The sequence below is a fragment of the Agrobacterium sp. MS2 genome (assembly GCF_003261015.1).
GTDB classification, from domain to species: domain Bacteria; phylum Pseudomonadota; class Alphaproteobacteria; order Rhizobiales; family Rhizobiaceae; genus Agrobacterium; species Agrobacterium pusense.
In genome coordinates this window covers 124,544-149,999 of record NZ_QLNF01000086.1, presented here as the reverse complement: position 1 = coordinate 149,999, position 25,456 = coordinate 124,544, and the positions used below count along the sequence as shown (strand labels likewise).

At 60.6% G+C, this 25,456-nt stretch carries 22 protein-coding genes; 18 read left to right on the top strand and 4 right to left on the bottom strand.

All coding sequences use genetic code 11. The features are described 5' to 3' along the window. Positions 1 to 130 precede the first annotated feature (130 nt). Positions 131 to 1,438, top strand: coding sequence for an NtaA/DmoA family FMN-dependent monooxygenase (locus tag DOU54_RS23615; protein ID WP_113731882.1), 1,308 nt, complete (start codon positions 131 to 133; stop codon positions 1,436 to 1,438). On the opposite strand, the gene DOU54_RS23610 is transcribed toward DOU54_RS23615, so the two are convergent. After that, positions 1,435 to 2,211: an IclR family transcriptional regulator gene (locus DOU54_RS23610; protein ID WP_113731881.1), complete on the bottom strand. Its 777-nt coding sequence runs from the start codon at positions 2,209 to 2,211 to the stop codon at positions 1,435 to 1,437. The two genes, DOU54_RS23615 and DOU54_RS23610, sit on opposite strands and share 4 nt — an antisense overlap. A 294-nt stretch (positions 2,212 to 2,505) precedes the next feature. Here DOU54_RS23610 and DOU54_RS23605 point away from each other — a divergent pair, with 294 nt between their 5' ends. Beyond that, positions 2,506 to 4,572, top strand: a complete 2,067-nt coding sequence (locus DOU54_RS23605) for a TonB-dependent receptor (RefSeq protein WP_113731880.1) — start codon at positions 2,506 to 2,508, stop codon at positions 4,570 to 4,572. Between the two features lie 87 nt (positions 4,573 to 4,659). Here DOU54_RS23605 and DOU54_RS23600 read toward each other — a convergent pair whose 3' ends face one another. Continuing rightward, on the bottom strand, positions 4,660 to 5,847 hold the full coding sequence (locus DOU54_RS23600; RefSeq protein ID WP_113731879.1) for an acyl-CoA dehydrogenase: 1,188 nt from the start codon (positions 5,845 to 5,847) through the stop codon (positions 4,660 to 4,662). A gap of 96 nt (positions 5,848 to 5,943) precedes the next feature. Here DOU54_RS23600 and DOU54_RS23595 point away from each other — a divergent pair, with 96 nt between their 5' ends. The 8 genes from DOU54_RS23595 to DOU54_RS23560 all read left to right on the top strand — a co-directional run bounded on the left by DOU54_RS23595 (position 5,944) and on the right by DOU54_RS23560 (position 14,588). Beyond that, the gene (locus DOU54_RS23595; protein ID WP_022562789.1) at positions 5,944 to 6,864 is read left to right on the top strand and encodes a LysR family transcriptional regulator; all 921 of its coding nucleotides are present in this window, start codon (positions 5,944 to 5,946) and stop codon (positions 6,862 to 6,864) included. A gap of 133 nt (positions 6,865 to 6,997) precedes the next feature. Further along, positions 6,998 to 8,059 (top strand): LacI family DNA-binding transcriptional regulator, encoded by a 1,062-nt coding sequence (locus tag DOU54_RS23590; protein ID WP_004445307.1) that lies wholly within the window; start codon positions 6,998 to 7,000, stop codon positions 8,057 to 8,059. Further along, on the top strand, positions 8,056 to 9,078 hold the full coding sequence (locus DOU54_RS23585; RefSeq protein WP_113731878.1) for an ABC transporter substrate-binding protein: 1,023 nt from the start codon (positions 8,056 to 8,058) through the stop codon (positions 9,076 to 9,078). The genes DOU54_RS23590 and DOU54_RS23585 overlap by 4 nt, the downstream gene beginning before the upstream one ends. Before the next feature lie 172 nt (positions 9,079 to 9,250). After that, entirely contained in the window at positions 9,251 to 10,078 is an 828-nt protein-coding gene (locus DOU54_RS23580; protein ID WP_004445303.1) for an ABC transporter permease, read from the top strand. Continuing rightward, positions 10,075 to 10,854: an ABC transporter permease gene (locus DOU54_RS23575; protein ID WP_004445302.1), complete on the top strand. Its 780-nt coding sequence runs from the start codon at positions 10,075 to 10,077 to the stop codon at positions 10,852 to 10,854. Before DOU54_RS23580 ends, DOU54_RS23575 begins: the two co-directional genes overlap by 4 nt. After that, on the top strand, positions 10,847 to 11,872 hold the full coding sequence (locus tag DOU54_RS23570; protein ID WP_004445301.1) for an ABC transporter ATP-binding protein: 1,026 nt from the start codon (positions 10,847 to 10,849) through the stop codon (positions 11,870 to 11,872). Before DOU54_RS23575 ends, DOU54_RS23570 begins: the two co-directional genes overlap by 8 nt. 2 nt (positions 11,873 to 11,874) lie before the next feature. Continuing rightward, positions 11,875 to 12,795: a nucleoside hydrolase gene (locus DOU54_RS23565; RefSeq protein ID WP_113731877.1), complete on the top strand. Its 921-nt coding sequence runs from the start codon at positions 11,875 to 11,877 to the stop codon at positions 12,793 to 12,795. After that, positions 12,792 to 14,588, top strand: a complete 1,797-nt coding sequence (locus tag DOU54_RS23560) for an adenine deaminase (protein ID WP_113731876.1) — start codon at positions 12,792 to 12,794, stop codon at positions 14,586 to 14,588. The genes DOU54_RS23565 and DOU54_RS23560 overlap by 4 nt, the downstream gene beginning before the upstream one ends. A 45-nt stretch (positions 14,589 to 14,633) precedes the next feature. Here DOU54_RS23560 and DOU54_RS23555 read toward each other — a convergent pair whose 3' ends face one another. Next, the gene (locus DOU54_RS23555) at positions 14,634 to 15,335 is read right to left on the bottom strand and encodes a DNA helicase (RefSeq protein ID WP_113731875.1); all 702 of its coding nucleotides are present in this window, start codon (positions 15,333 to 15,335) and stop codon (positions 14,634 to 14,636) included. Positions 15,336 to 15,551: 216 nt separating this feature from the next. After that, positions 15,552 to 16,724, bottom strand: a complete 1,173-nt coding sequence (locus DOU54_RS23550) for a M20 aminoacylase family protein (RefSeq protein WP_193603448.1) — start codon at positions 16,722 to 16,724, stop codon at positions 15,552 to 15,554. A 209-nt stretch (positions 16,725 to 16,933) separates the two neighbouring features. On the opposite strand from DOU54_RS23550, the gene DOU54_RS23545 reads away from it, so the two are divergent. The 8 genes from DOU54_RS23545 (at position 16,934) to DOU54_RS23510 (ending at position 25,347) form a co-directional block, all read left to right on the top strand. Then, complete coding sequence (locus DOU54_RS23545; RefSeq protein WP_113731874.1) at positions 16,934 to 17,644, top strand: phosphoribosyltransferase; 711 nt, start codon at positions 16,934 to 16,936, stop codon at positions 17,642 to 17,644. Between the two features lie 204 nt (positions 17,645 to 17,848). Next, positions 17,849 to 18,904 carry a dipeptidase gene (locus DOU54_RS23540; RefSeq protein WP_004445294.1) on the top strand — a complete coding sequence of 352 codons (1,056 nt, stop codon included), beginning with the start codon at positions 17,849 to 17,851 and terminating at the stop codon, positions 18,902 to 18,904. Between the two features lie 50 nt (positions 18,905 to 18,954). Then, entirely contained in the window at positions 18,955 to 20,595 is a 1,641-nt protein-coding gene (locus DOU54_RS23535) for an ABC transporter substrate-binding protein (RefSeq protein ID WP_113731873.1), read from the top strand. An 18-nt stretch (positions 20,596 to 20,613) separates the two neighbouring features. Further along, the gene (locus DOU54_RS23530) at positions 20,614 to 21,681 is read left to right on the top strand and encodes an ABC transporter permease (protein WP_004445291.1); all 1,068 of its coding nucleotides are present in this window, start codon (positions 20,614 to 20,616) and stop codon (positions 21,679 to 21,681) included. Next, positions 21,678 to 22,610, top strand: a complete 933-nt coding sequence (locus DOU54_RS23525) for an ABC transporter permease (RefSeq protein ID WP_113731872.1) — start codon at positions 21,678 to 21,680, stop codon at positions 22,608 to 22,610. Before DOU54_RS23530 ends, DOU54_RS23525 begins: the two co-directional genes overlap by 4 nt. After that, entirely contained in the window at positions 22,607 to 23,443 is an 837-nt protein-coding gene (locus DOU54_RS23520; protein WP_034496847.1) for an ABC transporter ATP-binding protein, read from the top strand. The genes DOU54_RS23525 and DOU54_RS23520 overlap by 4 nt, the downstream gene beginning before the upstream one ends. Then, a complete protein-coding gene (locus DOU54_RS23515; RefSeq protein WP_037091442.1) occupies positions 23,440 to 24,189 on the top strand; it encodes an ABC transporter ATP-binding protein in 750 nt (249 codons plus the stop codon). Before DOU54_RS23520 ends, DOU54_RS23515 begins: the two co-directional genes overlap by 4 nt. A 255-nt stretch (positions 24,190 to 24,444) precedes the next feature. Continuing rightward, complete coding sequence (locus tag DOU54_RS23510; RefSeq protein WP_113731871.1) at positions 24,445 to 25,347, top strand: LysR family transcriptional regulator; 903 nt, start codon at positions 24,445 to 24,447, stop codon at positions 25,345 to 25,347. Positions 25,348 to 25,456: the final 109 nt, after the last annotated feature.

The following is a 25,456-nucleotide window of genomic DNA, read 5'->3' as shown; positions in this document are numbered from 1 at the left end:
GGGCTCGTCCCCGACGGGCGCGACACTCTGGTCTTGAAGCGACACTAAACTATAGTAAAACTCTCCACAAATCGAAATTTGCCGATTCAACGCGCGGTTTTCTTGCCGGATATTTCAGTCGAGGTGCATCATGTCAGTCGCAGCCAAACTTCATGTGGGCATGTCGCTGGCCCCAACCTGGCTCAGCGGCGAAGCATGGCGTCGAGCCGACAGCGATATAAACCGGGTATTTTCCAGCGATTATTTCGTCGATCTGGCACAGCGCGCGGAAGCTGCGCATGTGGATTTCGTGTTCCGGCCGGACACGCTTTTCCTCCGCACCGAGGGGCTGGAAACCGGCGGCGGATTTGCCAGCATGGACCCGACCATGCTTCTTTCGGCCATTGCGCGGGAAACGAGCCATGTCGGCCTGTTGTCCACCGTATCGACCACATTTCTGCCGCCCTATGTGGTAGCCCGCCAGCTTCAGTCGTTGAACTGGCTCAGCAATGGCAGGGCCGGGTGGAACATCGTCACGGCACTGGAGGGGCACGAAAATTTCGGCCTGAGAGAAATGCCGTCACCGCAGGAGCGTTATGGACGCGCCGCCGAATTCACGCAGGTCGTGCAGCAGCTCTGGGCGAGTTTTCCAAATGAAGCCCTTAAACTCGACAGGGAAAGCGGGCGATTTGCCGATTCCTCGCTGGTGCGCCCGGTAGCGCATGAGGGCAGGCATTTCAGTGTGAAAGGGCCGCTCAACCTGCCAGCCCACGCCAGCCGCATTCCGCTGGTGCAGGCCGGTGCGTCTCCCGAGGGGCGCGATTTTGCCTCTTCGGTGGCGGACGCAGTCTTTGCTTCCACGCCGGACATGCAGGCAGCCATCGAACTGAGGGCGGACTTACGGCGGCGCGCCGAAGGACATGGCCGTGAGCCTGACGGGGTGAAGCTGATGCCGGGCCTCAGCCTATATCTGGCGGATAGCGGCAAGGAGGCGCTTGAACTCTTTTCTGAGACCCATGCCCGCGCCAACCGCGCCCGAACCCTGGCGTCGGTTCTCGACATGACGGGCCTCGACCTCACCGACTGGCCGCTCACGCGGGTGGTCACCGCTTCCGACCTGCCGCCGCCGCCCGAAAGACCGCGAAGCCGCACCCATGCCGGACTGCTGCGCAGGCTGATAGAGCGGGAGACGCTAAGTGTTGCGGAATTACTGCGGCGGCCGGAGGTAATGGGATCCGGCCATTGGCAGATCGTCGGCACCGTTGAAGATGCCTTTAAGGGCATCCGTGAATGGGTGGCCGCAGGGGCAATCGACGGTTTTGTCGCGGTGCCCGGCGGCTCGGTGGCATCCATGCGGCTGGTGCTGGAGCGGCTGTTGCCGAAACTTGCCGATGCCGGGCTTTTCCGCACCGCCTATTCCGGCCGCACCCTTGCGGAGCATCTGGCCGAAGGTGTCTAGCCGCCGCCGGATTCGGCGGTTGCCTGCCGGGCGGCCTCGATCAGTCGCGAAAAATGCCGTTCCGCTTCGGCGGTAGCCACGAAAGAGACGGTGGTGACGACACAACAGAGTTCGCCCTGGGCATCGAAAACCGGCGCCGCCTTGCCCGTCAGGGCGGAGAACAGATGTTCATTGAGTTCGGCGCCGCCCGTCTCGCGGATGGTTTCGAGAATGCCGGCAGCAGGAGGAGAGCCGCGAAAGGCGGGTGGTTGCAGCCTGCGCACGGCAGCCACCCTGTCTGGTGGCAGATAAGCCTGAAAAACCAGACCGCAGGCGCTGTTGTCCAGCGGCAGAACATCGCCAAGAGCGACGGTGCTGATGGAAAAGCTGGCGCTTCGCGCCCACCGCACCACGGTCGGGCCGCGCTCGGTCCAGATCGCCACGCCGCAGCTGGCGCCGATTTGCGCGGCAAGCGCCTTCATCTCACGTCCGGCGGTTTCGACCGGGTTGATTCGTCGGAGGGCGCTGATGCCGATGCCCAGCGCTGCGGGGCCGAGATCGTAACTGCCGCTTGCGGGGTCCTGTATCACCAGTCCCTCCCGCACGAGGCTTTGCATGTAACGATGCGCGGTGGAGCGACCGGTGCCGGCGCGTTTAGCAAGTTCGCCAAGCGCCAGCCCCGTATCGGACCTGGAGAGAAGATTAAGAAACCGCGCCGCAATCGATACGGATTGAATAAGCGGCGAGCGCTTTTCACCTTCGTTTTCCGGGCGTTCTTCGGTTTCGTCATCCATGGCGTTCAAGGTCGTGCCCCACTCTTTCGAGAATGCCTAACGCATTGCGACGAAAATCGGAATGGCTGTCTTCAGCCTTTTCAATAGCTTCTCTGGCCGGGCTGCCATGGCGGAAAAGGCGGTCCCTTAAACTTTGTTGTAAATATGGCACATCCCGTTACGGAAGCCTGCTTATCCGCAATACGGAACGCATTCTCTATTGCGAAACGGATAACGCTTCCGTTACTTGAATATGACTTTAATACTCATGTTTAGTTGGGGTGTATGATGGGGTTTAGCTCTAACGGCCGTTTGATGAGCGGGGTCAGTGTTCTGACGTTGGCGACATTGTTCGTGACGCCGGTTGTCGGTCAGGATCAGCAGGCTGATACAGCAGGGACGACCGTGTTGAAGCCGATTGTCGTGACCGGTGAAAAAGTGGCGCGCGACATGAAGAACACGGCCTCGTCGGTGTCAGTCAAAACCGCCGAGGAGATCAAAAAGGAAAAGACCGGCGATCCGACCGTATCCGAAGCGCTCAAGGATATTCCGAACGTCGTCTACACCGACAATGTCAGTGCCCCCATCATTCGCGGACAGGACACGCAGGGCCCGAATACCGGCTCCATCGCCTTCTTCACCGGTACGGTGCCGCGCGCGACGATCAATGTGGACGGTCACTATCTCGGGTATAACGAGTTCATCTACGGGGCGACGTCCATATGGGATGTCGACACCATCGAGGTGTTCCGCGGGCCCCAGACGACCTCGCAGGGCGCCAACGCCATTGCCGGCGCCATCCTTGTCAACACCAAGGACCCGACCTTTACGCCGGAAGCCAGCTATCAGGCGGAAATCGGCAACTATCACCAGAAGCGCGGTTCCTTCGCCTTTTCCGGCCCGCTGATCGAAGACGAGCTGGCGGCGCGCATGGCGATCGATTATTCCGGCCGCGATACCTTCATCGATTACATCAATTCCGCCTTTGCGCATGAGGGAACGGACCAAAACTTCAAGGAATTCAACGGTCGCTTCAAGCTTCTTTGGGAACCGTCTGAAATTCCCGGTCTTTCCACAAAGCTGACCTATTCCTACAACGCCTCCAACCGGCCAAGCCAGGAAGCGGCGTCGCGTCCCTTCGAAGATCTCAACCACATCACCACGACGATGCCGAATTTCAGCCAGTATACCAATACGGGCATTCTCGACATCAATTACGATTTCGAGAACGGCGTGAAACTGTTCAACCAGACCCAGTTTTCCGACTCCACCGCCAAACGCCGGGTCGGCATCGCCAACAACGGCGACGCCGATGTCGATCTCAGGAACACGTCGCATGAAACGCGCGTCACCTTCGGCGATCAGGAGGATGTTCTGAGCGGTGTCGCCGGCATTTTTTATGCGCACACGAAAGCCGACGAGGTGCTTTATCTGCGCGGCACCTCTCGCTTCAGCGACACCAAGGACAATCTCGGCCTCTTCAGCGAGCTGAGCTATCGGCTGACCGACCAGTGGACCCTGACGGGTGGCCTGCGCTACCAGCAGGACCAGATTCAGCGCGCCGGTTACCGGACGCACAGCGCCACCAGCAGAAGTTCGGTCAATTATGACGAAACCTTCTCTGAAATCCTTCCCAAGGCGTCTCTCGCCTATGCCATCAATGATGATTGGACTGTCGGCGGTCTTGTCAGCCGCGGGTACAATCCCGGCGGCGTCGCATTTGACCTGACCACCAGCAAATGGCGGAGCTTCGACAAGGAAACCATCTGGAACTACGAAGTGTTCACCCGCGCCAGCCTGCTCGATGACACACTGACGGTAAACGGCAATCTGTTCTACATGGACATGAAGAACGCCCAGTTTAACGTACCGGTCGTCGTCTCCACCGGCATCAGCGAATCCTACACCGTTAACGCAGAAGAAGCCCATGCCTATGGTCTTGAAATTGGCGCGGATTATCGGGTGCTCGACAATCTCACGCTGAAAGCCAGCGCCGGTCTGCTGAAGACGAAGATCGACGAGATTTCCAGCAATGCCGCCTATGTCGGCAAGGAGTTCGCCAAGTCGCCGGGATACAGCTTCACCGTCGGCGCAAGCTGGGACGTGACGGACAAGTTCACCGTGTCCGGGCAGGTCCGCCATCTCGACGGCTATTATTCCGATACGGACAACAAGGCCGTCTATGCGATCGATCCCTACACGATCGCGGATGTGCGGGCGAGCTACAAGTTCCAGGACGAACTCGAGTTCTACGCTTACGTCAAGAACGTCTTCGACGAGCGCGCGCCGACCCTTATGAAGGAAAACCGCGGCATCGGCGGCATCGAGGCGAGCATGACCGAACCGCGCATGTTCGGCATCGGGGTGCGCGGCACATTCTGAGCCGTCACCTGAGCTCGAAAAGAAAAAGGCCTTCGAAGCGATCTTCGGAGGCCTCTTTCTTGACGGAACCGCTACGGTCCATAACCCTCAGAAAAACGCCTGAATGCCCGTCTGGGCCCGGCCGAGGATCAGCGCGTGCACGTCATGCGTACCTTCATACGTGTTGACCGTTTCGAGGTTCTGCGCGTGGCGCATGACGTGATATTCGATCTGGATGCCGTTGCCGCCATGCATGTCGCGGGCCTGGCGGGCGATATCCAGCGCCTTGCCGCAATTGTTGCGCTTGACGATGGAAATCATTTCCGGCGCCATCCTGTGCTCGTCCATCAGCTGGCCGACGCGCAGCGATGCCTGAAGGCCGAGCGCGATCTCGGTCTGCATGTCGGCGAGCTTCTTCTGGTAAAGCTGCATGCCGGCAAGCGGCTTGCCGAACTGCTTGCGGTCGAGACCATATTGCAGGGCACGGAACCAGCAATCTTCGGCAGCGCCCATGACGCCCCAGGAAATGCCGTAGCGGGCGCGGTTGAGGCAGCCGAAGGGGCCCTTCAGGCCGGACACGTTGGGCAGCAGCGCGTCTTCGCCGACTTCGACGCCATCCATGACGATTTCGCCTGTTATGGAGGCGCGCAGCGAAAGCTTGCCGCCGATTTTCGGTGCTGAGAGGCCTTTCATGCCCTTTTCGAGCACGAAACCGCGGATCTGGTTGTCATGGGCTTCGGATTTGGCCCAGACCACGAAGACATCGGCGATCGGTGCGTTGGAAATCCACATTTTCGAACCGCGCAGACGATAACCGCCCTCGATCTTTTCAGCACGGGTCTTCATGCCGCCCGGATCGGAGCCGGCATCCGGCTCGGTGAGGCCGAAACAGCCGATCAGTTCGCCCGAGACGAGGCCGGGCAGGTATTTCTTCTTCTGCTCATCCGAACCGTAAGCGAAGATCGGGTGAATGACGAGCGAGGACTGCACACTCATCATCGAGCGGTAACCGCTGTCGATCCGTTCCACCTCGCGGGCCACGAGACCATAGGCCACATAGCTCGCATTCGCCGCGCCATATTCTTCCGGCAGGGTAACGCCGAGAAGGCCTTGCCGGCCCATCAGGCGGAACAGTTCCGGCTCGGTGGTTTCAGAAAGATAGGCTTCGGAGACACGCGGCAGAAGCTCCGATTTGCCGAAGGCGGCCGCGGCGTCGCGTATCATCCGCTCGTCGTCAGTCAGTTGGTCTTCGAGCAGGAAAGGATCCTGCCAATTGAATGCTACGCGTTCGCTCACTTTATGCCTCCGGATTTGCTGGCAGGATTATTCGTATTCAGCCCGGATGGCACAAGCCATGTTTACTCATTTTTGCATTACATATAGTAATGGCTCATGACATCTCTCAGCCGCAAACTCCTGCCATCCACAAGTGCGCTTGCCGCTTTCGATTCCGTTGCCCGTCTCGGCAGCTTTTCCGCCGCCGCAGATGAGCTGGCGCTGACGCAGGGGGCAATCAGCCGGCAGGTTATGTCACTGGAAGAACAGCTTGGCGTGCGGCTCTTCGACCGCGGCGCACGCGGCGTGGCGCTGACGGCGGAGGGGCAGATCTACGCAAAATCGATTGCGGCAGCGCTCGGCGAGATACGCTCAGCTTCGCTGCAGATCATGACCAAAACGCATGGCAATACGCTCAACCTCGCCATGCTGCCCACCTTCGGCACCCGTTGGCTTCTGCCGCGTATACCGGATTTCGTGGCGAACCACCCGGAGATCACCATCAATTTTGCGACCCGCATCGGCCAGTTCGATTTCGAGCGTGAGCAGCTGGATATGGCAATCCATATCGGCCAGGCCGATTGGCCGGGCGCGGAAAGCACCTTTCTGATGCATGAAATGGTGGCGCCGGTGTGCAGCCCGCAGTTCCTCAGCGTTCATCCGGTGGAAAAGGGAGAAGACATCGCTGCCCTGCCATTGCTGCACATGGCCTCGCGGCCGGGCGCATGGGGCCACTGGTTCGAAAGCCTCGGCCTGTCACTCGTCTTGCCGCAGGGCATGCGCTTCGAACAGTTTTCCAGCGTTGCGCAGGCCTGCATCGCCGGCCTCGGCGTCGCGCTGATGCCGCTCTTCCTCATCGATAACGAGTTGAAATCGAAGCAGCTGGTCAAAGCCTTCGATCATCAGGCCAGAAGCCCGAGCTCGTATTACGCGGTGGCCCCGCTTTCACGCGCCAACCACGTCCCGGTCGTCCTGTTTCGAGATTGGCTGGTGCGTCAGGTGGAGGCTTATCGCGCAGCCAGTACCCAGAGCGCGTAAAAATAATCGCTCTTTTTTCGGGCATTTAACCTTTGTGCCCAGCTTTTCGCCCTATTTTGCCAGCGCAGGACTCGACAGCGGTTCGCGCCTCGATTATCGTGATTAAACGTTTAATCAGCCCTTCCGGACCATTATGGCGTCGTCACGACCTGCCACCAATCTGAGCGCGATAGCAGCGGCACTCGGCGTGTCGGTGGCAACCGTGTCCAATGCGCTGTCCGGCAAGGGCCGCGTTTCGCCCGAACTGGTGGAACGTATCCGCAAGACGGCGAGCGAGCTGGGCTATGTGCCGAGTTCGGCGGGCAGGGCGCTTCGCACCGGCAGGTCGGGCGTTCTCGGGCTCGTCCTGCCCGATATTGCCAATCCTCTCTTTCCACAAATTGCGCAGGCCATCGAGAAGGCGGCTGTCAACGCGGGTTATGGCGTGCTGATCGCCGATGCGCGCGGTGAGATCGCCATGCAGACGGATGCGATCGACCGGCTGATCGAGCGCGGGGTGGACGGCATGGTGGTCGTTCCCCGACGTGGCACACGCATTTCCGGCGTTGATTGCCCGGTGGCCGTCATCGACAGCCCGTCGACACCGGGAAATACCGTTGCTGCCGACCATTGGGATGGCGGCCGGCAGGTGGGTGAATATCTTGCGAGCCTCGGCCATCGCAAGGTGGTGCTGGTCGGCAAGAACAGGGATTCCAATGTTCAGAATGACCGTCTCGGCGGCATTCGCGATGGTCTCGGCAAAACATGCCTGGCCCAGACGCTCTGGATCGATGGCATTGAAAAGGCCGGTGGCGCGGGCTGCCGGCTGGGCCTTGCGGAGAAAGTTGCCGAAGGTTTCACGGCCTTTGCCGCCGTATCCGATCTGCACGCGCTGCGCGTGCTGACCGAATTGCAGCGCGCGGGAATCGAGGTGCCGGAAGAGGCGAGTGTCACCGGCTTCGACGATCTTATCTTTTCTGCCGTGGTCACCCCGCCCTTGACGACCATGCGCATGGATATGGGCCGCATCGCCGATCTCGCCGTTGGCGCGCTTTTGCGCGCGATCGATGGCGCCGGAGAAAACGGGGGCGCGGTCGACGTCACGGCGGATGTTTCGAAAGTACCGATGGCGCTGATCATGCGCGGCTCCACCGGCAAGACAAAGCATGATGCGATTGAAGCCAAGAACACGACAGCAGGAGAACTCACACCATGAAAAAGATCATTCTCGCATCGGGCGCCGCCCTGATGCTGACGATGGGAGCCGCTGAGGCCCAGGACAAGACGTTGACGATCTCGGTCTACGCCTTCGCGCAGGATGAATTCAAGGAACTGGTCTATACGCCCTTCGAGCAGAAATGCGGCTGCAAGCTCGTCGTCGAGACCGGCAACAGCGTCGAGCGTCTGGCCAAGATGGAGGCCAACAAGGCCAGCCCGGTCGTCGATCTCGCCATCGTCTCCATGGCCGATGCGCTGTCGGCCACCCGCAAGGACCTGATCCAGAAGATCGATGCTTCCAAGGTTCCAAATATTGAAAAGCTCTATGACATCGCCAAGGACCCGAATGGCGATGGCATGAGCGTCGGCGTCAATTTCTACGCCACGTCGATTGTCTACCGCACCGACAAGATGAAGATCGACAGCTGGGCCGATCTTTTGAAGGACGGTATCGTCGACCACGTCGCCTTCCCGAATGTCACCACCAACCAGGGCCCGCCGGCGCTTTACATGCTGGGCAAGGCCATCGGCAAGGACACGCCCGATCTTGCCGGCGCCATCGAGGCCGTGGGCGAAAAGAAGGACGATATCGTCACCTTCTACGTCAAGTCCTCGCAGCTGGTGCAGCTCATGCAGCAGGAGGAAATCTGGACAGCGCCGATCGGCCGCTTCTCCTGGGCGCCTTTCACCAAGCTCGACCTGCCGCTCGCCTGGGCAACGCCCAAGGAAGGCCAGACCGGCGGCATGAACGTGCTCGTTGTACCGAAGGGCACGAAGAACGAGGACCTTGCGCTGCAATTCATGGATTTCTGGCTCTCGACCGACGTCCAGAAGGCGCTGGCGGAAAAGCTGGTGGACAGCCCGACCAACAGGGAAGTCAAGGTTTCCGACGAGGTGGCGAACAACATCACCTATGGCGATGAAACCGCCCGCAGCCTGCAGCTCATTCCTTCCGACGTAACGCTCGATAACCGCGACAAGTGGCTGTCGGAGTGGAACGCCAAGGTGGGGCAGTAACAAGCTCGAAGGGGCGGGAATGGGTTACGTGCTGGCGCACGTCACCCCCCTCTGTCCTGCCGGACATCTCCCCCACAAGGGGGGAGATCGATATGCCGGCACCCACTGACGCCAAATGAACAAGTCCTCCGCCAAAAGTAGCCGGCGGAATTTCAAGACCGGAGAATGCCATATGTTTCAGAACCGGGCCGAAGCGCTGGCGCTTGCCTTGCCCGCCGCAATTTTCGCGGCGGCGGTCTTTCTCGTGCCGGTCTTCATGCTTTTGTCGGAAGGCTTTCGCACCGCTGACGGCTGGACATTGTCGGCCTATGGCGCTTTCTTTTCCGATCCGCTGAACCAGACGGTTTTCCTGCGCACGCTGAAGCTCGGCGCGCTCGTCACCGTCGTTTCGGCGGTGGTGGGCTACGCGGCGGCTTTCGCCATCGTCAACCTGTCGCCGGCCAGGAAGGGCCATGTGGTCAACCTCGTCGTGCTGCCGCTGATGATTTCGCCGGTCGCCCGCACCTATGCCTGGATCGTCATTCTCGGCAGAACCGGCATCGTCAACCAGGCGCTGCAGGCGGTGGGCCTCAGCGACGGGCCAATCCGCATCCTGTTTTCCGAAACGGCCGTCTTCATCGGCCTTCTGCAACTGTTCCTGCCATTGATGATCATCTCGCTCATCAGCGCGCTGGAGAACATGCCGAAGGATACGATCGCTGCTGCCCGCGTTCTCGGCGCCAACTGGTTTCAGGTGTTCTGGAAGGTCATCCTGCCGCTCACCCGGGAAGGGCTCGTCGTCGGCGGCACGCTGGTCTTCACCGGTTCGCTGACCGCCTATATCACGCCCGCCATTCTCGGCGGGTCCAAGGTGCTGATGCTGGAAACCCTGCTTTACCAGCAGGTCACGGTTTCCAATAATTTCGTCGCCGCCAGCGTCATCGCCTTCATCCTGATTGTCATGAGCTTTGCCGCCAATATCCTCTTGAAGCGCATCGCCACTGCGAGGAACAAGAAATGACCCGGCAGCTCTTCATTCCGCTCACGCTTCTGCTTGTCGTCGGCTTCCTCATCGGGCCGTTTCTCATCATCGTTGCGGCCTCGTTTTCGGCCGGGGATACGCTCGCCTTTCCGCCGCAGGGCTTTTCGCTGAAGTGGATCGCGAAGGTCTTTACGGTCGAAAGCTTCCGCGAGAGCTTTGCGATGTCGATGTTCCTTGCCATCGGCGGCACGTTTACGGCGCTCATTCTCGGCATTCCCGCTTCCTACGCCATGTCGCGCTACAAACTGCCCTTTAGCGAGACGGTGCGCACCATCGTGTCCGCGCCGATCATCGTGCCGGGCATTATCGTGGGTCTTGCGCTGCTGCGTTACTTCGTCGTGCCCTTCGGCATCGGCATCACGCTTGCTTTGTTTCTCGCCCACACCGCGCTCATCCTGCCCTATGCGGTGCGCGTGGTTTCGGCCAGCCTCAACAATCTGCGCTCCGATATCGAGGAGGCGGCGGTGCTGCTCGGCTCGTCGCGGCTTGGCGCATTTTTCCGCGTTGTGCTGCCGAATATCCGCGGCGGCATCCTGTCGGCCTTCATTCTCGGTTTCGTGACGAGTTTCAACCAGGTGCCTGTGTCGCTGTTCCTGTCCGGTCCCGGCGTGCGCACGCTGCCTATCGACATGCTGGGCTACATGGAAATCGTCTTTGATCCTTCCGTGGCCGCCCTTTCCTCGCTGCTCGCCTTCCTTTCCATCGGCATCGTTTTCATGGCCGAACGTTTCCTGGGGTTCTCCCGTTATGTCTGACGCAAATTATCTTTCACTGCAAAAAATCTCGCTCGCCTATGGCGGCAATGTCGCCGTCAAGGATCTCGATCTCGATATCCGCAAGGGCGAATTGCTCGCACTTCTCGGGCCCTCCGGCTGCGGCAAGACCACGACGATGCGCGCCATCGCCGGGCTGATGCCGGTGGCTGCCGGGCGGATCAATCTCGATGGCGCCGATATTACCCGCGTTGCGGCCAACAAACGCGCCGTCGGGCTGGTGTTCCAGTCCTATGCGCTCTTCCCACATCTGACGGTCTATGAAAACGTCGCCTTCGGCCTGAAACTCAAGGGAATGAGCGGCAAGGCGCTGGAGGACAAGGTCGCCTCCGGCCTGAAGTCGGTCGGCCTGTCCAATTTCGCCTCACGCAAGCCGGCGGAACTATCGGGCGGCCAGCAGCAACGCGTGGCATTGGCACGCTCCATGGTCATGGAGCCGAAAGTGCTGCTTCTCGATGAGCCGCTCTCCAATCTCGACGCCCGCCTGCGTCTTGAAATGCGGACCGAACTGCAGCGCGTGCAGAAGGAGACGGGTGTCACGATGATCTTCGTCACCCATGACCAGATCGAGGCGCTCGCGCTTGCCGACCGCATTGTCGTCATGAAGGGCGGCAAGATTGAGCAGATCGGCACGCCGGAAGAGATTTACAACGCGCCGGTTTCCGCCTTCGTGGCCGACTTCGTCGGCTTCGAAAACATCTTCGCCCTTCAAGGCGGGGCTTTGAAAACCGCCAACGGCACAACACCGCTTCCCGGACCAGTCCTTTCAGCATCCGGACTGGCCTGGCGGCCGCGCATGGTCACCCTCGGTTCAGGTCCTTTCCAGGGAACCGTGCGCGGCACATCCTTCGCCGGCAACAGCCGCGAATATCTGCTCGACACACCGCTCGGGCCCATCAAGGCTGAAACCGACGCGGCCCTGACCTCCCACGCAATCGGCGATACGCTTGCCTTCGACCTGCCGGTCGAAAAGGCGGCGAGCCTCAAGGTATTCAACTGATCATGGGTGTTTGGATCGATACCGATATGGGCTTTGACGATATCGCCGCCATCTTGGTGGTGCAATCGTCGGGTCTCGCCATAGACGGCATCTCGCTGGTCTTCGGCAATGCGACGCTTCAGGCCGTCTGCGACAATGCCGCGGGTGCGGTTGCCGCTTTTGGCTGGTCGATGCCGATCCATCAGGGCCGCGCCATGCCGGTGTTGGGTGCACTTGAAACGGCGCAGTGCATTCTGGGCGAAAACGGCATCCCGACCGTCGGCCAAAGCCTGCCGGATGCCGCGGCCTTGCCGAAAAGCGATGCCTTCGCCGCTCTCTGCGCCTGGCTGGAGGGGGAGGGCGAGAGGCGCATTCTCGCGCTTGGTCCGCTCACCAATATTGCCGCCCTGTGCCTCGCCCGGCCTGATCTTGCCGCGAGAATTTCCGACCTCACCTGGATGGGTGGCGGCGTGACGAGCGGCAATCACACGGCCTCGGCCGAATTCAACGCCTTTGCCGATCCGGAAGCGCTGGCCATCGTGCTCTCCCATGGCCTGCCGTTGCGTATGGTCGATCTGGACGCCTGCCGCAAGGTTACCGCTTCGCCCGCCGACGTGCTGCCGATCCGCAATGCGGGCGGCAGGAATGCCGGGCTGATCGCCGATCTGCTTGATGGTTTCATCGGCATCGCCACCCGTCGCGGCAGACCAGGCATGGCACTTTACGATCCCGTCGCTGCCGTTGCCTTCGCCTCTGGCCTAATCGGCTGGCGTCACGCACGGATAGATGTCGAGCTTCAGGCGACGCTGACGCGGGGCAGAACGGTGGTCGAGCCGCGTGCGGAGAAAGCGCAAACATTCAACGCGCATTTTGCTGACACGCTGGATGCCGACGGTGCGAGGACGGTTATTCTTGAGGCGCTGCGCCGGGAGGCCGCCCGATGAACGCGAACCTCACCGCATGCGAACCTGCCGATCTCGGCGATGATGCGCTCCGCGCCCGCGCCGTTGCCGCCGCGCGCGGCGATGCGCCTTTCGACATCCTCATCACCGGTGCAACATTGGTGGATGTGGTAACCGGTGAGCTGCGCCCTGCCGATATCGGAATTGTCGGTGCGCTGATCGCCAGCGTGCACGAACCGGCAAGCCGCAAAGATGCTGCAAAAATCATCGATGCGGCCGGCGGGTATGTCTCGCCGGGTCTGATCGACACACATATGCATATCGAGAGCTCGATGGTCACACCGGCTGCCTATGCGGCAGCGGTTGTCGCCCGCGGCGTTACCACCATCGTGTGGGATCCGCATGAGTTCGGCAATGTGCATGGCGTCGAAGGGGTGCGCTGGGCGGCGAAGGCAATCGAAAACCTGCCGCTGCGTGCCGTTCTCCTGGCGCCCTCATGCGTGCCTTCCGCGCCTGGGCTGGAACGCGGCGGAGCTGATTTCGACGCCGCCATTCTCGCCGATATCCTGTCATGGCCCCAGGTCGGCGGTGTCGCGGAAATCATGAACATGCGCGGCGTCATCGAGCGCGATCCGCGCATGAGCGGCATCGTACAGGCCGGGCTTGCCTCGGAGAAACTGGTCTGCGGCCATGCGCGCGGCCTCAAGGACGCCGATCTCAACGCCTTCATGGCGGCGGGCGTCTCGTCCGATCACGAGCTGGTCTCGGGCGAAGATCTCATGGCGAAACTGCGGGCCGGCATGACCATTGAGCTGCGCGGCTCGCATGACCACCTGCTGCCGGAATTCGTGGAAGCGCTGAACGCGCTGGGCCACCTGCCGCAGACCGTGACGCTGTGCACGGACGATGTCTTTCCGGATGACCTGTTTAATGGCGGCGGGCTGGATGATGTGGTGCGCCGCCTTGTCCGTTATGGCCTGAAAGCCGAATGGGCACTGCGCGCCGCAACGCTCAATGCCGCCCAAAGACTTGGGCGTCCTGACCTCGGGCTCATCGCCGCCGGCCGTCGTGCCGATATCGTTATCTTCGAGGACCTGAGCGGTTTCGCCGCCCGTTACGTCCTCGCCGGGGGCAGGACGGTTGCGGAAGGCGGACATATGCTTGTGGACGTGCCCGCCTGTGATACGACGGCGCTCGAAGGCTCGATGAAGCTGCCGCTGCGCGTGACCGAAGATTTTCGGGTTGCTGCCGAAGGCGCGAGGGTGCGCCTCGCCACCATCGACCGCCCGCGCTTCACGCAATGGGGCGAGGTGGAGGCCGAGGTGAGAGATGGTTTCGTCGTTCCGCCCGAAGGTGCGACGATGATCTCCGTCACCCACCGCCACGGCAAGTCCGAACCGGTCACCCGCACTGGCTTCCTCACCGGCTGGGGAGACTGGAACGGCGCCTTCGCCACAACGGTCTCGCATGACAGCCATAACCTCACCGTTTTCGGCGGCAATGAAGAAGACATGGCGCTCGCCGCCAATGCGGTGATAGCGGCAGGCGGTGGTATGGCCGTCGCCTCCGAAGGTAAGGTAACTGCACTTCTGCCGCTGCCGCTCTCCGGCCTCGTTTCCGATGCGGCACTTGAAGAAGTTGCAAAGGCTTTCGAGGAACTGCGCGAAGCCGTTGGCAGGGTGGTGGAATGGCAGCCGCCCTATCTCGTCTTCAAGGCCTGCTTCGGGGCCACGCTCGCCTGCAATATCGGCCCGCACCAGACGGATATGGGCATCGCCGACGTGCTGACGGGACAGGTGATGGAGAGCCCGGTGATGGCGGTTTTAAAGTACTAACGCCACGGCCTGCCGCGACGGCACCGTCGCAGCAGCCCGTGCGTCTCAGTTCACATTGTGAAGTTGCGCTTCGCCGTTATGCAGAAAGCAGGCTTTAGTGAAGAGGCCCAGATCAAGCAGGTTGGGAAGGCGGATATCGCGCATATCGGGAACTCGTTTGATTTGCGGATCAAATGAGCGGTCAATCTGCGATATGAACGCGAAAATAACGCCAGTCTTTTTTGCGAATTCTGCAAGAACGGTGACTTGTTGCGACAGGTCCGGCTTATGGCGCTGCTGGTCGAGTAACTGCAGATAATCGATTACGGCGAAGGTGCCGGATCTGGCTGGCGAGAGGTAACGGATCATGTAGTCCGCGCATATCTCGTCCGATGTCACGATCTCGACTTCTCTCTGAGCGCCTGCGTGTTGCCCGGTGCGTTTTCGTACCTGTTGCTCGGTCATTTCGAGCGTGAATAAAATGGACTGCCGTCCGTCTTCGGCTGCCGCCCGCAGAAGCTCAAAAGCAAGCGCTGTCTTGCCCTGGCCCGGGCGGCCGGCGAGCAGGAGCATGTCGCCATTCACGATGCGCGAGAACAGGTCTTTGGACAAAGAGCCAGCCGCAACGTGAGCGGAAAGCAGGCTCCAGGCTGCAAATCCTTCCTCGCACGCGATCTGGTCCAGCGCTTCGTGAAGGGGGATGGCATTATTCCGGACCATAAGTCTGGCCCGTCGCTTCAATTGGAAAATCGGAGTGGAAAGCTTCATCACAAAACCTCTATTGCGGGTTCAAAACGCAATCCCTCCTTATGCGAATGCCCGAACAGATGGTTCGATGATGAGATTACCCGGCATGTCGAATGCTTCCCCGAAAGGAGGGGGGAGGCGTGGGTCCAGCCTATGTCTGAAAGCTACCGCGCCCGATGATTCGCCACAAGTGTCTGAGATGTTGCCGGTCGAAAAACAGCAGGGAACAAGATGGATTTACTCCGCCGCCAGTTCCTGCTCCACCAGCGTCGCCCAGAAAGCTGCGCCCGGCACGATGGCCGCATCGTTGAAGTCGTAGGAGGTGTTGTGGTGCAGTGCGCCGTCCACCGCCGGGCCGTTGCCGAGCCAGACATAGCAGCCTGAGGCTTCGCCCGCGAAAAAGGCGAAATCGTCGCCGGCGGTCGAGGGCGGAAAGGCGGTGCGCGCTTTGTTGCCGAAGACGGTTTTGGCTGCCCGGAGCGCCCGTTTCGTCGCGTCCGTGTCGTTGATGACGGGCGGAATGCGGCGGATGAATTCGTAATTTGCCTCGATGCCGAACATTGCCGCCGTGCCCCTGGCCAGCCTGCCGATTTCCGCCTCCAGCTGGTCTCGCACTTGAGGTGCATAGGCGCGCGCGGTACCGCCGATTTCGACGAGATCTGGGATCACATTGAGTGCCTTGGGGTCGCCTGCCTGCACCGAACAGGCACTGACCACGGCCGGCTGCAATGGGTCGACCACGCGGCCGACGATAGTTTGCAGCGAGGCGAGGAAGGTGCCGGCCGCCGCTACAGGATCGCGACCAAGATGCGGCTTCGCGCCGTGGGTGCCGACGCCCTTGAAGGTGACGCGCCAGCTGTCCGACGAGGCAAGCTGCGGTCCTTCCACCACCGCCATTTCGTCGATGCCCAGCCCCGGCATATTGTGCAGGCCATAGACCGCATCGCAGGGGAACAGCTCGAAAAGCCCGTCCTCGACCATTTTTTTTGCGCCGCCACGGCCTTCTTCGGCCGGCTGGAAGATGAAATGCACGGTGCCGGAAAAATCGCGGGTCTTTGCGAGGTAACGCGCCGCACCCAGCAGCATGGCGGTGTGGCCGTCATGGCCGCAGGCATGCATCTTGCCGGGGAATTTCGATTTGTAGGGGCGGTCTGGGACCTCAGGCATGGCAAGGGCATCCATGTCTGCGCGAAGACCAATGCTGCGCGTGCCGTTGCCCACCTGCAGCGTGCCGACCACGCCGGTGCCGCCGAGACCGCGGTGCACCTTCAGCCCGGCGCGCTCAAGCAGATCGGCGACGATGGCGCTCGTTCTTTCCTCTTCGAAACCCAGTTCCGGATGCGCGTGCAGATCATGACGGAGTTCCGTCAGGAATGGCAGGTCCTCGCCGATCCGGTCCAGCAGTCTCATGGGAAGCTTGTCCTTGAATGTGGGAAAAACCCGCGTCATAGGTGGGTTTGTCCAAATGCCTGTTGCTTTTTTCTCTTCTAACGGAAAAAGCCAATGAAATGAACCCGCAGCGTCTCTGTGGTTGCTAAAATGATAAATCTGCCGAACGGGATTGGCGCGACCGAAAACCGTCTCCGCCATGCGCCATCTCCGTTCTGAAAGGAAAACAGATGCCGTCACCAGCATCGCCCGCCATCGCCCCGTCTCCCGCCGCGCCGCATGAGTTCTGGCAGCAGATCCATCCGCCCCGGAGCTTCGAAACAGCAGGCGCATATTCCACATTTTTTCCGGCGGAACTGGATGATGGAAGGCAGATCTGTCTGCCCATACGGCCGCTTGCGGACGGAGAGCACGCACTCGCATCACTCATCGTCAACCAGGCTTCCTTCGAGGTTCTGGAGGCGCTGGCCGCCGATCTTGCCGCAAAGCTTCTTCCCTTCAAGCCGGATGTCGTTATCGGCCTGCCGACGCTCGGCCTGACGCTTGCGGCCGCCGTTGCCCGCCATCTGGGCCATTCCCGTTACGTGCCGCTCGGCACCTCGCGCAAATTCTGGTATCTGGAGGAGCTGTCGGTGCCGATGTCCTCCATCACCACGAAGCAGGAAAAAAGGCTTTATGTCGATCCGCGCATGCTGCCGCTCATCGAGGCTAGACGGGTGGCGCTGGTGGATGACGTGATCTCCAGCGGCAGTTCCATCCTGTCGGGCCTTGCGCTACTCACCGCCTCCGGCATCAACCCCGCCGTCATCGGCGCAGCCATGTTGCAATCGGATCGCTGGCGGGAAAAAATCGCCGCTTTCGGGCCGGAATGGCCGGAGCGGGTGAGGGGTGTTTTCGGGACGCCGCTGCTGACCAAAGCGGAAGATGGCTGGCGCGCCTGACGAAACGCAAATTCCGTCAAAAGGCAAGTGGTGATAAATTCACCGCTGCCTAATTTGTATCTTGCGAAGCTCGAATAGATCGTCCTAAGATCGCGGCTGACAGACAATAGCGGTCGGCTGATAACGCGCCGGCTTGCTTTCGCGCGGTGTCATCCCGGCGTCTGCCTGCCCCGTTTATTGTTTCGATGACTGGAATTTCTTCCCATGCATGCAGTGTTTGACGGTCATAATGATGTGCTGCTTCGGTTGTGGCGCAACAGCAAGGCCGGTGCTGATCCCGTGGCCGAATTCAAGAACGGCACTCGGGAAGGTCATATCGATGGTCCGCGCGCACGGGCAGGCGGGCTCGGCGGCGGTATCTGCGCGATCTATATCCCGTCCGGCGATCTGATTCTGCAGGAACCGGACGAGAACGGCCATTACGATACGCCGCTCGCCACGCCGCTCGAGCGACTGCCTTCGCTCGATATCGCGATGGAAAAGGCGGCGATTGCGCTGAGGCTCGATCGCGCTGGAGCGTGGCGGCTCTGCCGCTCCACGGCGGATATCCGCAAGGCCTTTGCCGAGGATATCTTCGCCGCCGTGCTGCATATGGAAGGCTGCGAGGCGATCGGCGCCGATCTCGATGCGCTGGAGGTGTTTTACGCCGCCGGTCTGCGTTCGCTCGGCCCGGTGTGGAGCCGGCACAATATTTTCGGCCATGGCGTTCCTTTCTCCTATCCCATGTCGCCCGATACCGCGCCCGGTCTTACCGATGCCGGTTTTGCGCTGGTGAAGGAATGCAACCGCCTCGGCATTCTCATCGATCTCGCGCATATCACCGAAAAAGGCTTCTGGGATGTGGCCAAGACCACCAACCAGCCGCTGATCGCCAGCCATTCCAATGCGCATGCGCTCACTCCGGTCGCCCGCAATCTCACTGACAGACAGATGGATGCCATCAAGGAAAGCGGCGGGCTGGTTGGCCTCAACTACGCCGTGACCATGCTGCGTGCCGATGCGCGTGATATCGCGGATACGCCGCTCTCCGATATGGTGCGCCATATCGACTATATGGTGGAGCGTATGGGCATCGACTGTGTGGCGCTCGGATCGGATTTCGACGGTGCGACGGTACCTGTCGGAATTGCTGATGCCAGCGGCAACCACAATCTGGTTGCGGCGCTGAAATCGGCGGGCTACGGTGATGGAGAACTTGCTAAAATATGCCGGGAAAACTGGCTGCGCGTCTTGTCCCAGGCTTGGCACGAAGCGGCCTGATAAACAGTTTAAGCGAACCAAATCAATCTCATAACAAAAGGGGAGATCCTATGATCAAATCGCTCAACAAATCCATGCGTATCCTCAGCACCAGCGCTGCCCTGTCGCTGATGATGCTGTCTGCCCCGCATGCTTTTGCCGCCACGCCGGCCGATACGCTGGTGGAAGGTTTCGCCATCGACGACATCATCACGCTCGATCCGGGTGAGGCTTTCGAACTGTCTGCCGCTGAAGTCACCGGCAACACCTATAGCAAGCTCGTTTCCATCGATCTCAACGACACGTCCAAGGTTGTCGGTGATCTCGCCGAAAGCTGGGCGACCTCCGAGGATGGCCTGACCTATACGTTCAAGCTGAAATCCGGCCTGAAATTCGCCTCCGGCAATCCGGTCACCGCTGATGACGTTGCCTTCTCCTTCGAACGCGCCGTCAAGCTCGACAAGTCGCCGGCATTCCTGTTGACGCAGTTCGGCCTGAAGGGCGACAACGTTACCGAAAAGGCGAAGGCAACGGACGCGAACACCTTCGTGCTGACCGTCGACAAGCCCTATGCGCCGAGCTTCGTGCTGAACGTGCTCACCGCAACCGTCGCTTCGGTGGTGGACAAGAAGCTCATCACCGAAAAGGCGAAGTCGGTCACGCCGAGCGCCGATTACAAATACGACACGGATTTCGGCAACGAGTTCCTGAAGACCGGTTATGCCGGTTCCGGCCCTTACAAGATCCTTGGCTGGAAGGCCAACGAAGCCGTCATTCTGGAGGCCAACCCGAACTACTACGGTGAGAAGCCGAAGCTGAAGCGGGTCGTCTATCGTCACATGAAGGAAAGCTCCGGCCAGCGTCTGGCGCTTGAAAACGGCGATATCGATGTTGCCCGTAACCTTGAGCCCGGCGATATGGAAGCCGTTTCCAAGAAGGAAGGCCTTGCCGTTACCTCCGCGCCCAAGGGCACCGTTTATTATTTCAGCCTCAACCAGAAGAACGAGAACCTGAAGAAGCCTGAGGTCATCGAAGCGTTCAAATATCTCGTCGATTATGACGCGATCGGCGCGACGATCATCAAGGGCATTGGCGAAGTCCATCAGACCTTCCTGCCGAAGGGCCAGCTTGGCGCGCTTGATGAGAACCCCTACAAGCTTGACGTCGCCAAGGCCAAGGAACTTCTCGCCAAGGCCGGTCTGAAGGACGGCTTCACCGTCACCATGGATGTGCGCAACACCCAGCCGGTGACGGGCATTGCCGAAAGCGTGCAGCAGACGCTGGCACAGGCCGGCATCAAGCTCGAAATCATCCCCGGCGACGGTAAGCAGACGCTGACCAAATATCGCGCCCGCACGCACGATATCTACATCGGCCAGTGGGGTTCGGACTATTTCGACCCGAACTCGAATGCGGAAACCTTCACCATCAACTACGACAATTCGGATGAAGGCAAGAACAAGACGCTGGCCTGGCGTAATGCCTGGGATGTTCCTGATCTGACCAAGGAAACCCAGTCTGCTCTCTTGGAAAAGGACAGCGCCAAGCGCGCCGCCATCTATGAAAACCTGCAGAAGGAAGTTCTGGCGAAGGGTCCCTTCGTCATCATCTTCCAGCAGACGGAAGTGGCCGGTTATTCCGCCAAGCTCAAGGGCCTGAAGCTCGGACCGAGCTTCGACACCAACTATGTCTATCCGATCTCCAAGGAATGATCCGGAAGGATCGGTCTCTTGAGCATCGTTGAAGCAAACAGCCGGGCGAGGCAGGGCAAACGCCGTGCCAACGCCCGCGCGAAGGCCATTCTCGGCTTCGCCGTCACCGTCATCACCACCTTTCTGGGGCTGATGGCGGTCACATTTTTCATTGGCCGCGTGGTGCCGATCGATCCCGCACTGGCGATCGTCGGCGACCGCGCGCCTGCGCATGTGGTCGAGCGCGTCCGTGAGCAGCTCGGCCTCAACCTGCCGCTCTGGCAGCAGTTCTTTATCTATCTGAAGCAGGCGCTTTCGGGCGATTTCGGCACCTCCGTCCTCACCACCAATCCTGTGATGGAGGACATCAAGCGGGTGTTCCCGGCGACGATCGAACTTGCCACGATCGGCACGATCATCGGCGCCGTTTTCGGCATTCCGCTCGGCGTTCTCGCGGCCGTCAAGCGCGGCAGCTTCGCCGACCAGGTCGTGCGTGTCATCGGCCTTATCGGTTATTCCGTGCCGATCTTCTGGCTCGGCCTGCTGGCGCTGCTGGTGTTTTACGCCCGGCTGCAATGGGTGGCTTATCCCGGGCGCATGGACATCGTCTATGAATTCACCTTCACGCCGGTCACTGGCTTCTTCCTGATCGACGCCATCTGGCAGCGGCAATGGGACGTGTTGTGGGATCTTTTCCGCCACATCATCCTGCCGGCCTCGCTGCTCGGTTATTTCTCGCTGGCCTATATCAGTCGCATGACGCGCTCCTTCATGCTGAACGAGCTCGCCCAGGAATATGTCGTCGCGGCCCGCGCCAAGGGGCTTTCGGAAACGCGCATCATCTGGTTCCACGCACTGCGCAACGCCGCCGTGCCGCTGGTGACCGTGATTGCGCTCTCCTATGCCGGTCTGCTGGAAGGTTCGGTGCTGACCGAAACCATCTTCGCCTGGCCGGGGCTTGGCCTCTACATCACCAATTCCCTGCAGAATGCGGATATGAACGCCGTTCTCGGCGGCACGATCGTGATCGGCGCCATCTTCGTCGGCATCAATCTCTTCTCCGATCTGCTTTACCGGACGCTCGATCCAAGGACGCGCAGCCGATGACGATTTCGACCGATACACTCAAACCCTATAGCCGCGAATGGCTGCTCTCCGACCGGCCGGCCTCGCGCAGGCAGGCACGGCTTGGCCGCTCCTATGTGATCTGGCGGCGCTTTTCGGAAAACCGGCTGGCGCTGCTTGGCCTTGGCATCATCATCGCGCTGCTGTTCGTGGCGATTTTTGCCAATGTGCTGGCGCCACATAATCCGGTGCAGGGCGATCTGCGCAATGCCCGGCTTCTGCCGCCCGGCACTGCCGGTTATCTGCTCGGCACCGATGATCAGGGCCGTGATATTCTCTCGCGCCTCATCCACGGTTCGCGCCTGACCCTGTTCGTCGTGCTTTTGGTGGCCATCATCGCCGCACCCATCGGGCTCATCGTCGGCACAGTCTCGGGTTATGCCGGCGGCTGGGTGGATGCGGTTCTGATGCGCATCACCGATATTTTCCTCGCTTTTCCGAAGCTCGTTCTGGCGCTGGCGCTGGTTGCGGCGCTCGGGCCTGGCATTGAAAATGCGGTGCTCGCCATCGCGGTCACCTCATGGCCGCCCTATGCGCGCATCGCCCGCGCTGAAACCATGACCTTCCGCAATTCCGATTTTATCGCCGCGGTGAAGCTCATGGGCGCGTCACCCTTCCGCATCGTCTTGAAACACGTCATGCCGCTTTGCATGTCGTCGCTGATCGTGCGTGTCACGCTCGATATGGCCGGCATCATCCTCACTGCTGCGGGCCTCGGTTTCCTCGGCCTTGGCGCACAGCCGCCGCTGCCGGAGTGGGGTGCCATGATCGCGTCGGGACGGCGTTTCATTCTCGATCAATGGTGGGTGGCTGCCATGCCGGGTATTGCGATCCTGATCGTCAGCCTCGGTTTCAACCTTCTGGGAGATGGTCTGCGCGATGCGCTTGATCCCAAGGAGGCGGGCCAATGAGTGCGTCTCTTCTGACGGTTGAGAACCTGCGCGTTTCCTTCCCGACCCGCACCGGGTTGGTGGAGGCGGTGCGCGGCGTGTCCTTCACGCTGGGGCGCGAGCGCCTCGGCATCGTCGGCGAATCCGGCTCCGGAAAGTCGCAGACTGGCCGCGCCATCATGGGTCTGACGCCGAAAAATGCCCGGATCGAGGCCGATACGCTGCGGTTTGGCGATATCGACCTGCTCAAGGCGTCGGCAAAAGAGCGGCGGCTCATGCGCGGCAAGCGTATGGCCATGATCCTGCAGGATCCGAAATATTCGCTGAACCCGGTCATGACCATTGGCCGCCAGATCATGGAAACGCTGCGTACCCACGAAAAGATTGGCTCCAGCGAAGCGCGCCAGCGCACGCTTGCCATGCTGGAGGCGGTGCAGATCCGTGATCCCGAGCGCGTCTTCGATCTCTTTCCACACGAAGTTTCCGGCGGCATGGGCCAGCGCGTCATGATCGCCATGATGCTCGTCTGCGGCCCGGAATTGCTGATCGCCGACGAGCCGACCTCGGCGCTCGATGTGACCGTGCAGCTGGAAGTGCTCGACATTCTCGACAAGCTGGTGCGCGATCGCGGCATGGGGCTGATCTTCGTCAGCCATGATCTCAGGCTCGTTTCCTCTTTCTGCGACCGGGTTCTCGTCATGTATGCCGGCAAGGTGGTGGAAGAGCTTGCTTCCGCTAACCTCAAGGAAGCGAAACATCCCTATACGCAGGGCCTGTTGAACTGTCTGCCGCAAATTGGTGGCCACCGGCATCCGCTGCCCGTTCTGGAACGCAAGCCGGAGTGGCGCGCATGAGCACAGTTCTTTCCATCAGAGACATGGTGGTGGATTTCGACGGTTACATCGCGCTCGACAGCGTCAGCGTCGATGTGGCCGAGGGTGAATCCTTCGGTATCGTCGGTGAATCCGGTTCCGGTAAATCGACCCTGCTGCGTGCCATCGCCGGCCTCAACCATTTCGATGAAGGTTCGTTGATGGTGGCCGGGCGCTCCTATTCGGGCAAGCACCGCGACAAGAGCTTTTACCGCGATGTGCAGATGGTGTTTCAGGACCCGTACGGTTCACTGCACCCGCGCCAGACGGTGGATGCGCTGCTGCTCGAGCCGCTGGTCATCCATGGTCTCGACAATCGCGAACAGCGCATTGCCCGCGCTTTGGACGAAGTCGGCCTCGGTTCCGGTTTCCGCTTCCGTTATTCACACCAGCTGTCCGGCGGCCAGCGCCAGCGCATCGCCATTGCCCGCGCACTGATCGTCGAGCCGAAAATCCTGCTGCTCGATGAGCCGACCTCGGCGCTTGATGCGTCTATTCAGGCTGAAATCCTGAACCTCCTGGAACAGGCCCGCAAGGATCGTAACCTCACCTTCGTCATGGTCAGCCACGATCTCGGCGTAATCAGCCACATGTGCGACCGTCTGGCGGTGATGAAAAGCGGCAAGGTGGTGGAAATGCTGGAGGCCGAGGCGCTGGAAAGCCGCGAGTTCAGCGCGGATTACACGAGGCAGCTGCTGGTGGCGAGCGAGGGTTTCAAGCGGACGTAATGGGGTAGGGGTGCCTCCTTTTCTTCTCCCCGAGGGGGAGAAGATGCCCCGAACGGGGCAGATGAGGGGGTAAGCTCTCCGTAAATCTCCGACGTGGCCCCCTCATCCGGCGCTGCGCGCCACCTTCTCCCCGGCGGGAGAAACAAGCGGCGATCTTTCGTTACACAGGCGATCTTCTCCGGTGACGTATTCTCTCATCGCGCCACGGTGATATGCTGGCCCGCCAAACCCGCATATCCGAACAAGGTACCACCCATGCAATTGCGCGCCTTGATGTATTTCGATGAACTCGTCCGCACCAATTCCATGCGCGCCGCGGCGGAAAACCTGAATGTGGCGCCGACGGCGGTGAGCCGGCAGATCGAAAATCTCGAATATTATTTCGGCTCCCCCCTGGTGGAGCGTTCCAGCCGTGGCGTGAAGTTGACGGCGGCGGGCGAGCTGCTGGCCGCCCGCGCCGGCAAGACGCTGCGCGAACTCGACCATGTGCACCAGTTGATCGACGATCTGAAAGGCCTGCAGCGCGGCCGGGTGACGATTTACGCCAATGGCGCTACAGTGGCCAACCTTCTGGCGCCGGTGCTGGCGCAGTTCAGCCTCAAATATCCGAAGCTGCGTTTCGAGGTCCATATCACAAGTGCGCGCCAAGCCATGGAAGCGCTGGGAGCTGCGGAAGCAGACCTCGTCGTCAGCCTGTTTGCGCCAAAGGTTTCCGGGGTCAAGGTGCGCTCGCGCACGCGCATCAATTACGATGCGATCTTTCCCGCCGGTCATGCCCTTGCCGGTCAGCCGGAGGTGTCGCTGAAGGAACTGGCCGGGTTGCCACTTGCCTTGCCGGACAAGAGTTTTGCCGCGCGTCAGGCCTTCGATACGCTTTTTGCCGAGGCGGATATCGAACTTGACCCCGTTTTCATCACCAGTTCGCTGGAAATGCTGAAAGAGCTGGTGCTGGGCCACGCCGCGGCCACGCTGCTGCCGGCGCTTTCGGTGGCGCGCGAAATCCGTAGCGGCCAGATGGTCGCCGTTCCGCTCTCCGGCAAGAAGGATATCCACACCCAGATTGACCTCTGTGTAGCGCCCGACAGGCAATTGTCCTTCGCAGCTTCCAAGCTTGCCGATTTCATCGAGCGTTTCATGCGTGAGGCGACTGCGGGATAGTTTCTTCTCCTCGGCGGGGCGAGGAACCGGAGACGTTCCCGGAATTGCCCACCAAGGTTGATTTTCACCCGCATTCCCGTGTAGCCATTTTAGCTACACGGAGCACACA

Excerpts from the sequence above, each read along its gene's own strand:
- DOU54_RS23580 (WP_004445303.1), top strand. The coding sequence starts at position 9,251 with ATGTTTCAGAACCGGGCCGAAGCGCTGGCGCTTGCCTTGCCCGCCGCA.
- DOU54_RS23545 (WP_113731874.1), top strand. The coding sequence starts at position 16,934 with ATGCCGTCACCAGCATCGCCCGCCATCGCCCCGTCTCCCGCCGCGCCG.
- DOU54_RS23590 (WP_004445307.1), top strand. The coding sequence starts at position 6,998 with ATGGCGTCGTCACGACCTGCCACCAATCTGAGCGCGATAGCAGCGGCA.
- DOU54_RS23575 (WP_004445302.1), top strand. The coding sequence starts at position 10,075 with ATGACCCGGCAGCTCTTCATTCCGCTCACGCTTCTGCTTGTCGTCGGC.
- DOU54_RS23610 (WP_113731881.1), bottom strand. The coding sequence starts at position 2,211 with ATGGATGACGAAACCGAAGAACGCCCGGAAAACGAAGGTGAAAAGCGC.
- DOU54_RS23535 (WP_113731873.1), top strand. The coding sequence starts at position 18,955 with ATGATCAAATCGCTCAACAAATCCATGCGTATCCTCAGCACCAGCGCT.
- DOU54_RS23540 (WP_004445294.1), top strand. The coding sequence starts at position 17,849 with ATGCATGCAGTGTTTGACGGTCATAATGATGTGCTGCTTCGGTTGTGG.
- DOU54_RS23615 (WP_113731882.1), top strand. The coding sequence starts at position 131 with ATGTCAGTCGCAGCCAAACTTCATGTGGGCATGTCGCTGGCCCCAACC.
- DOU54_RS23565 (WP_113731877.1), top strand. The coding sequence starts at position 11,875 with ATGGGTGTTTGGATCGATACCGATATGGGCTTTGACGATATCGCCGCC.
- DOU54_RS23605 (WP_113731880.1), top strand. The coding sequence starts at position 2,506 with ATGAGCGGGGTCAGTGTTCTGACGTTGGCGACATTGTTCGTGACGCCG.
- DOU54_RS23515 (WP_037091442.1), top strand. The coding sequence starts at position 23,440 with ATGAGCACAGTTCTTTCCATCAGAGACATGGTGGTGGATTTCGACGGT.
- DOU54_RS23510 (WP_113731871.1), top strand. The coding sequence starts at position 24,445 with ATGCAATTGCGCGCCTTGATGTATTTCGATGAACTCGTCCGCACCAAT.
- DOU54_RS23520 (WP_034496847.1), top strand. The coding sequence starts at position 22,607 with ATGAGTGCGTCTCTTCTGACGGTTGAGAACCTGCGCGTTTCCTTCCCG.
- DOU54_RS23585 (WP_113731878.1), top strand. The coding sequence starts at position 8,056 with ATGAAAAAGATCATTCTCGCATCGGGCGCCGCCCTGATGCTGACGATG.
- DOU54_RS23550 (WP_193603448.1), bottom strand. The coding sequence starts at position 16,724 with ATGAGACTGCTGGACCGGATCGGCGAGGACCTGCCATTCCTGACGGAA.
- DOU54_RS23595 (WP_022562789.1), top strand. The coding sequence starts at position 5,944 with ATGACATCTCTCAGCCGCAAACTCCTGCCATCCACAAGTGCGCTTGCC.
- DOU54_RS23525 (WP_113731872.1), top strand. The coding sequence starts at position 21,678 with ATGACGATTTCGACCGATACACTCAAACCCTATAGCCGCGAATGGCTG.
- DOU54_RS23555 (WP_113731875.1), bottom strand. The coding sequence starts at position 15,335 with ATGAAGCTTTCCACTCCGATTTTCCAATTGAAGCGACGGGCCAGACTT.
- DOU54_RS23570 (WP_004445301.1), top strand. The coding sequence starts at position 10,847 with ATGTCTGACGCAAATTATCTTTCACTGCAAAAAATCTCGCTCGCCTAT.
- DOU54_RS23560 (WP_113731876.1), top strand. The coding sequence starts at position 12,792 with ATGAACGCGAACCTCACCGCATGCGAACCTGCCGATCTCGGCGATGAT.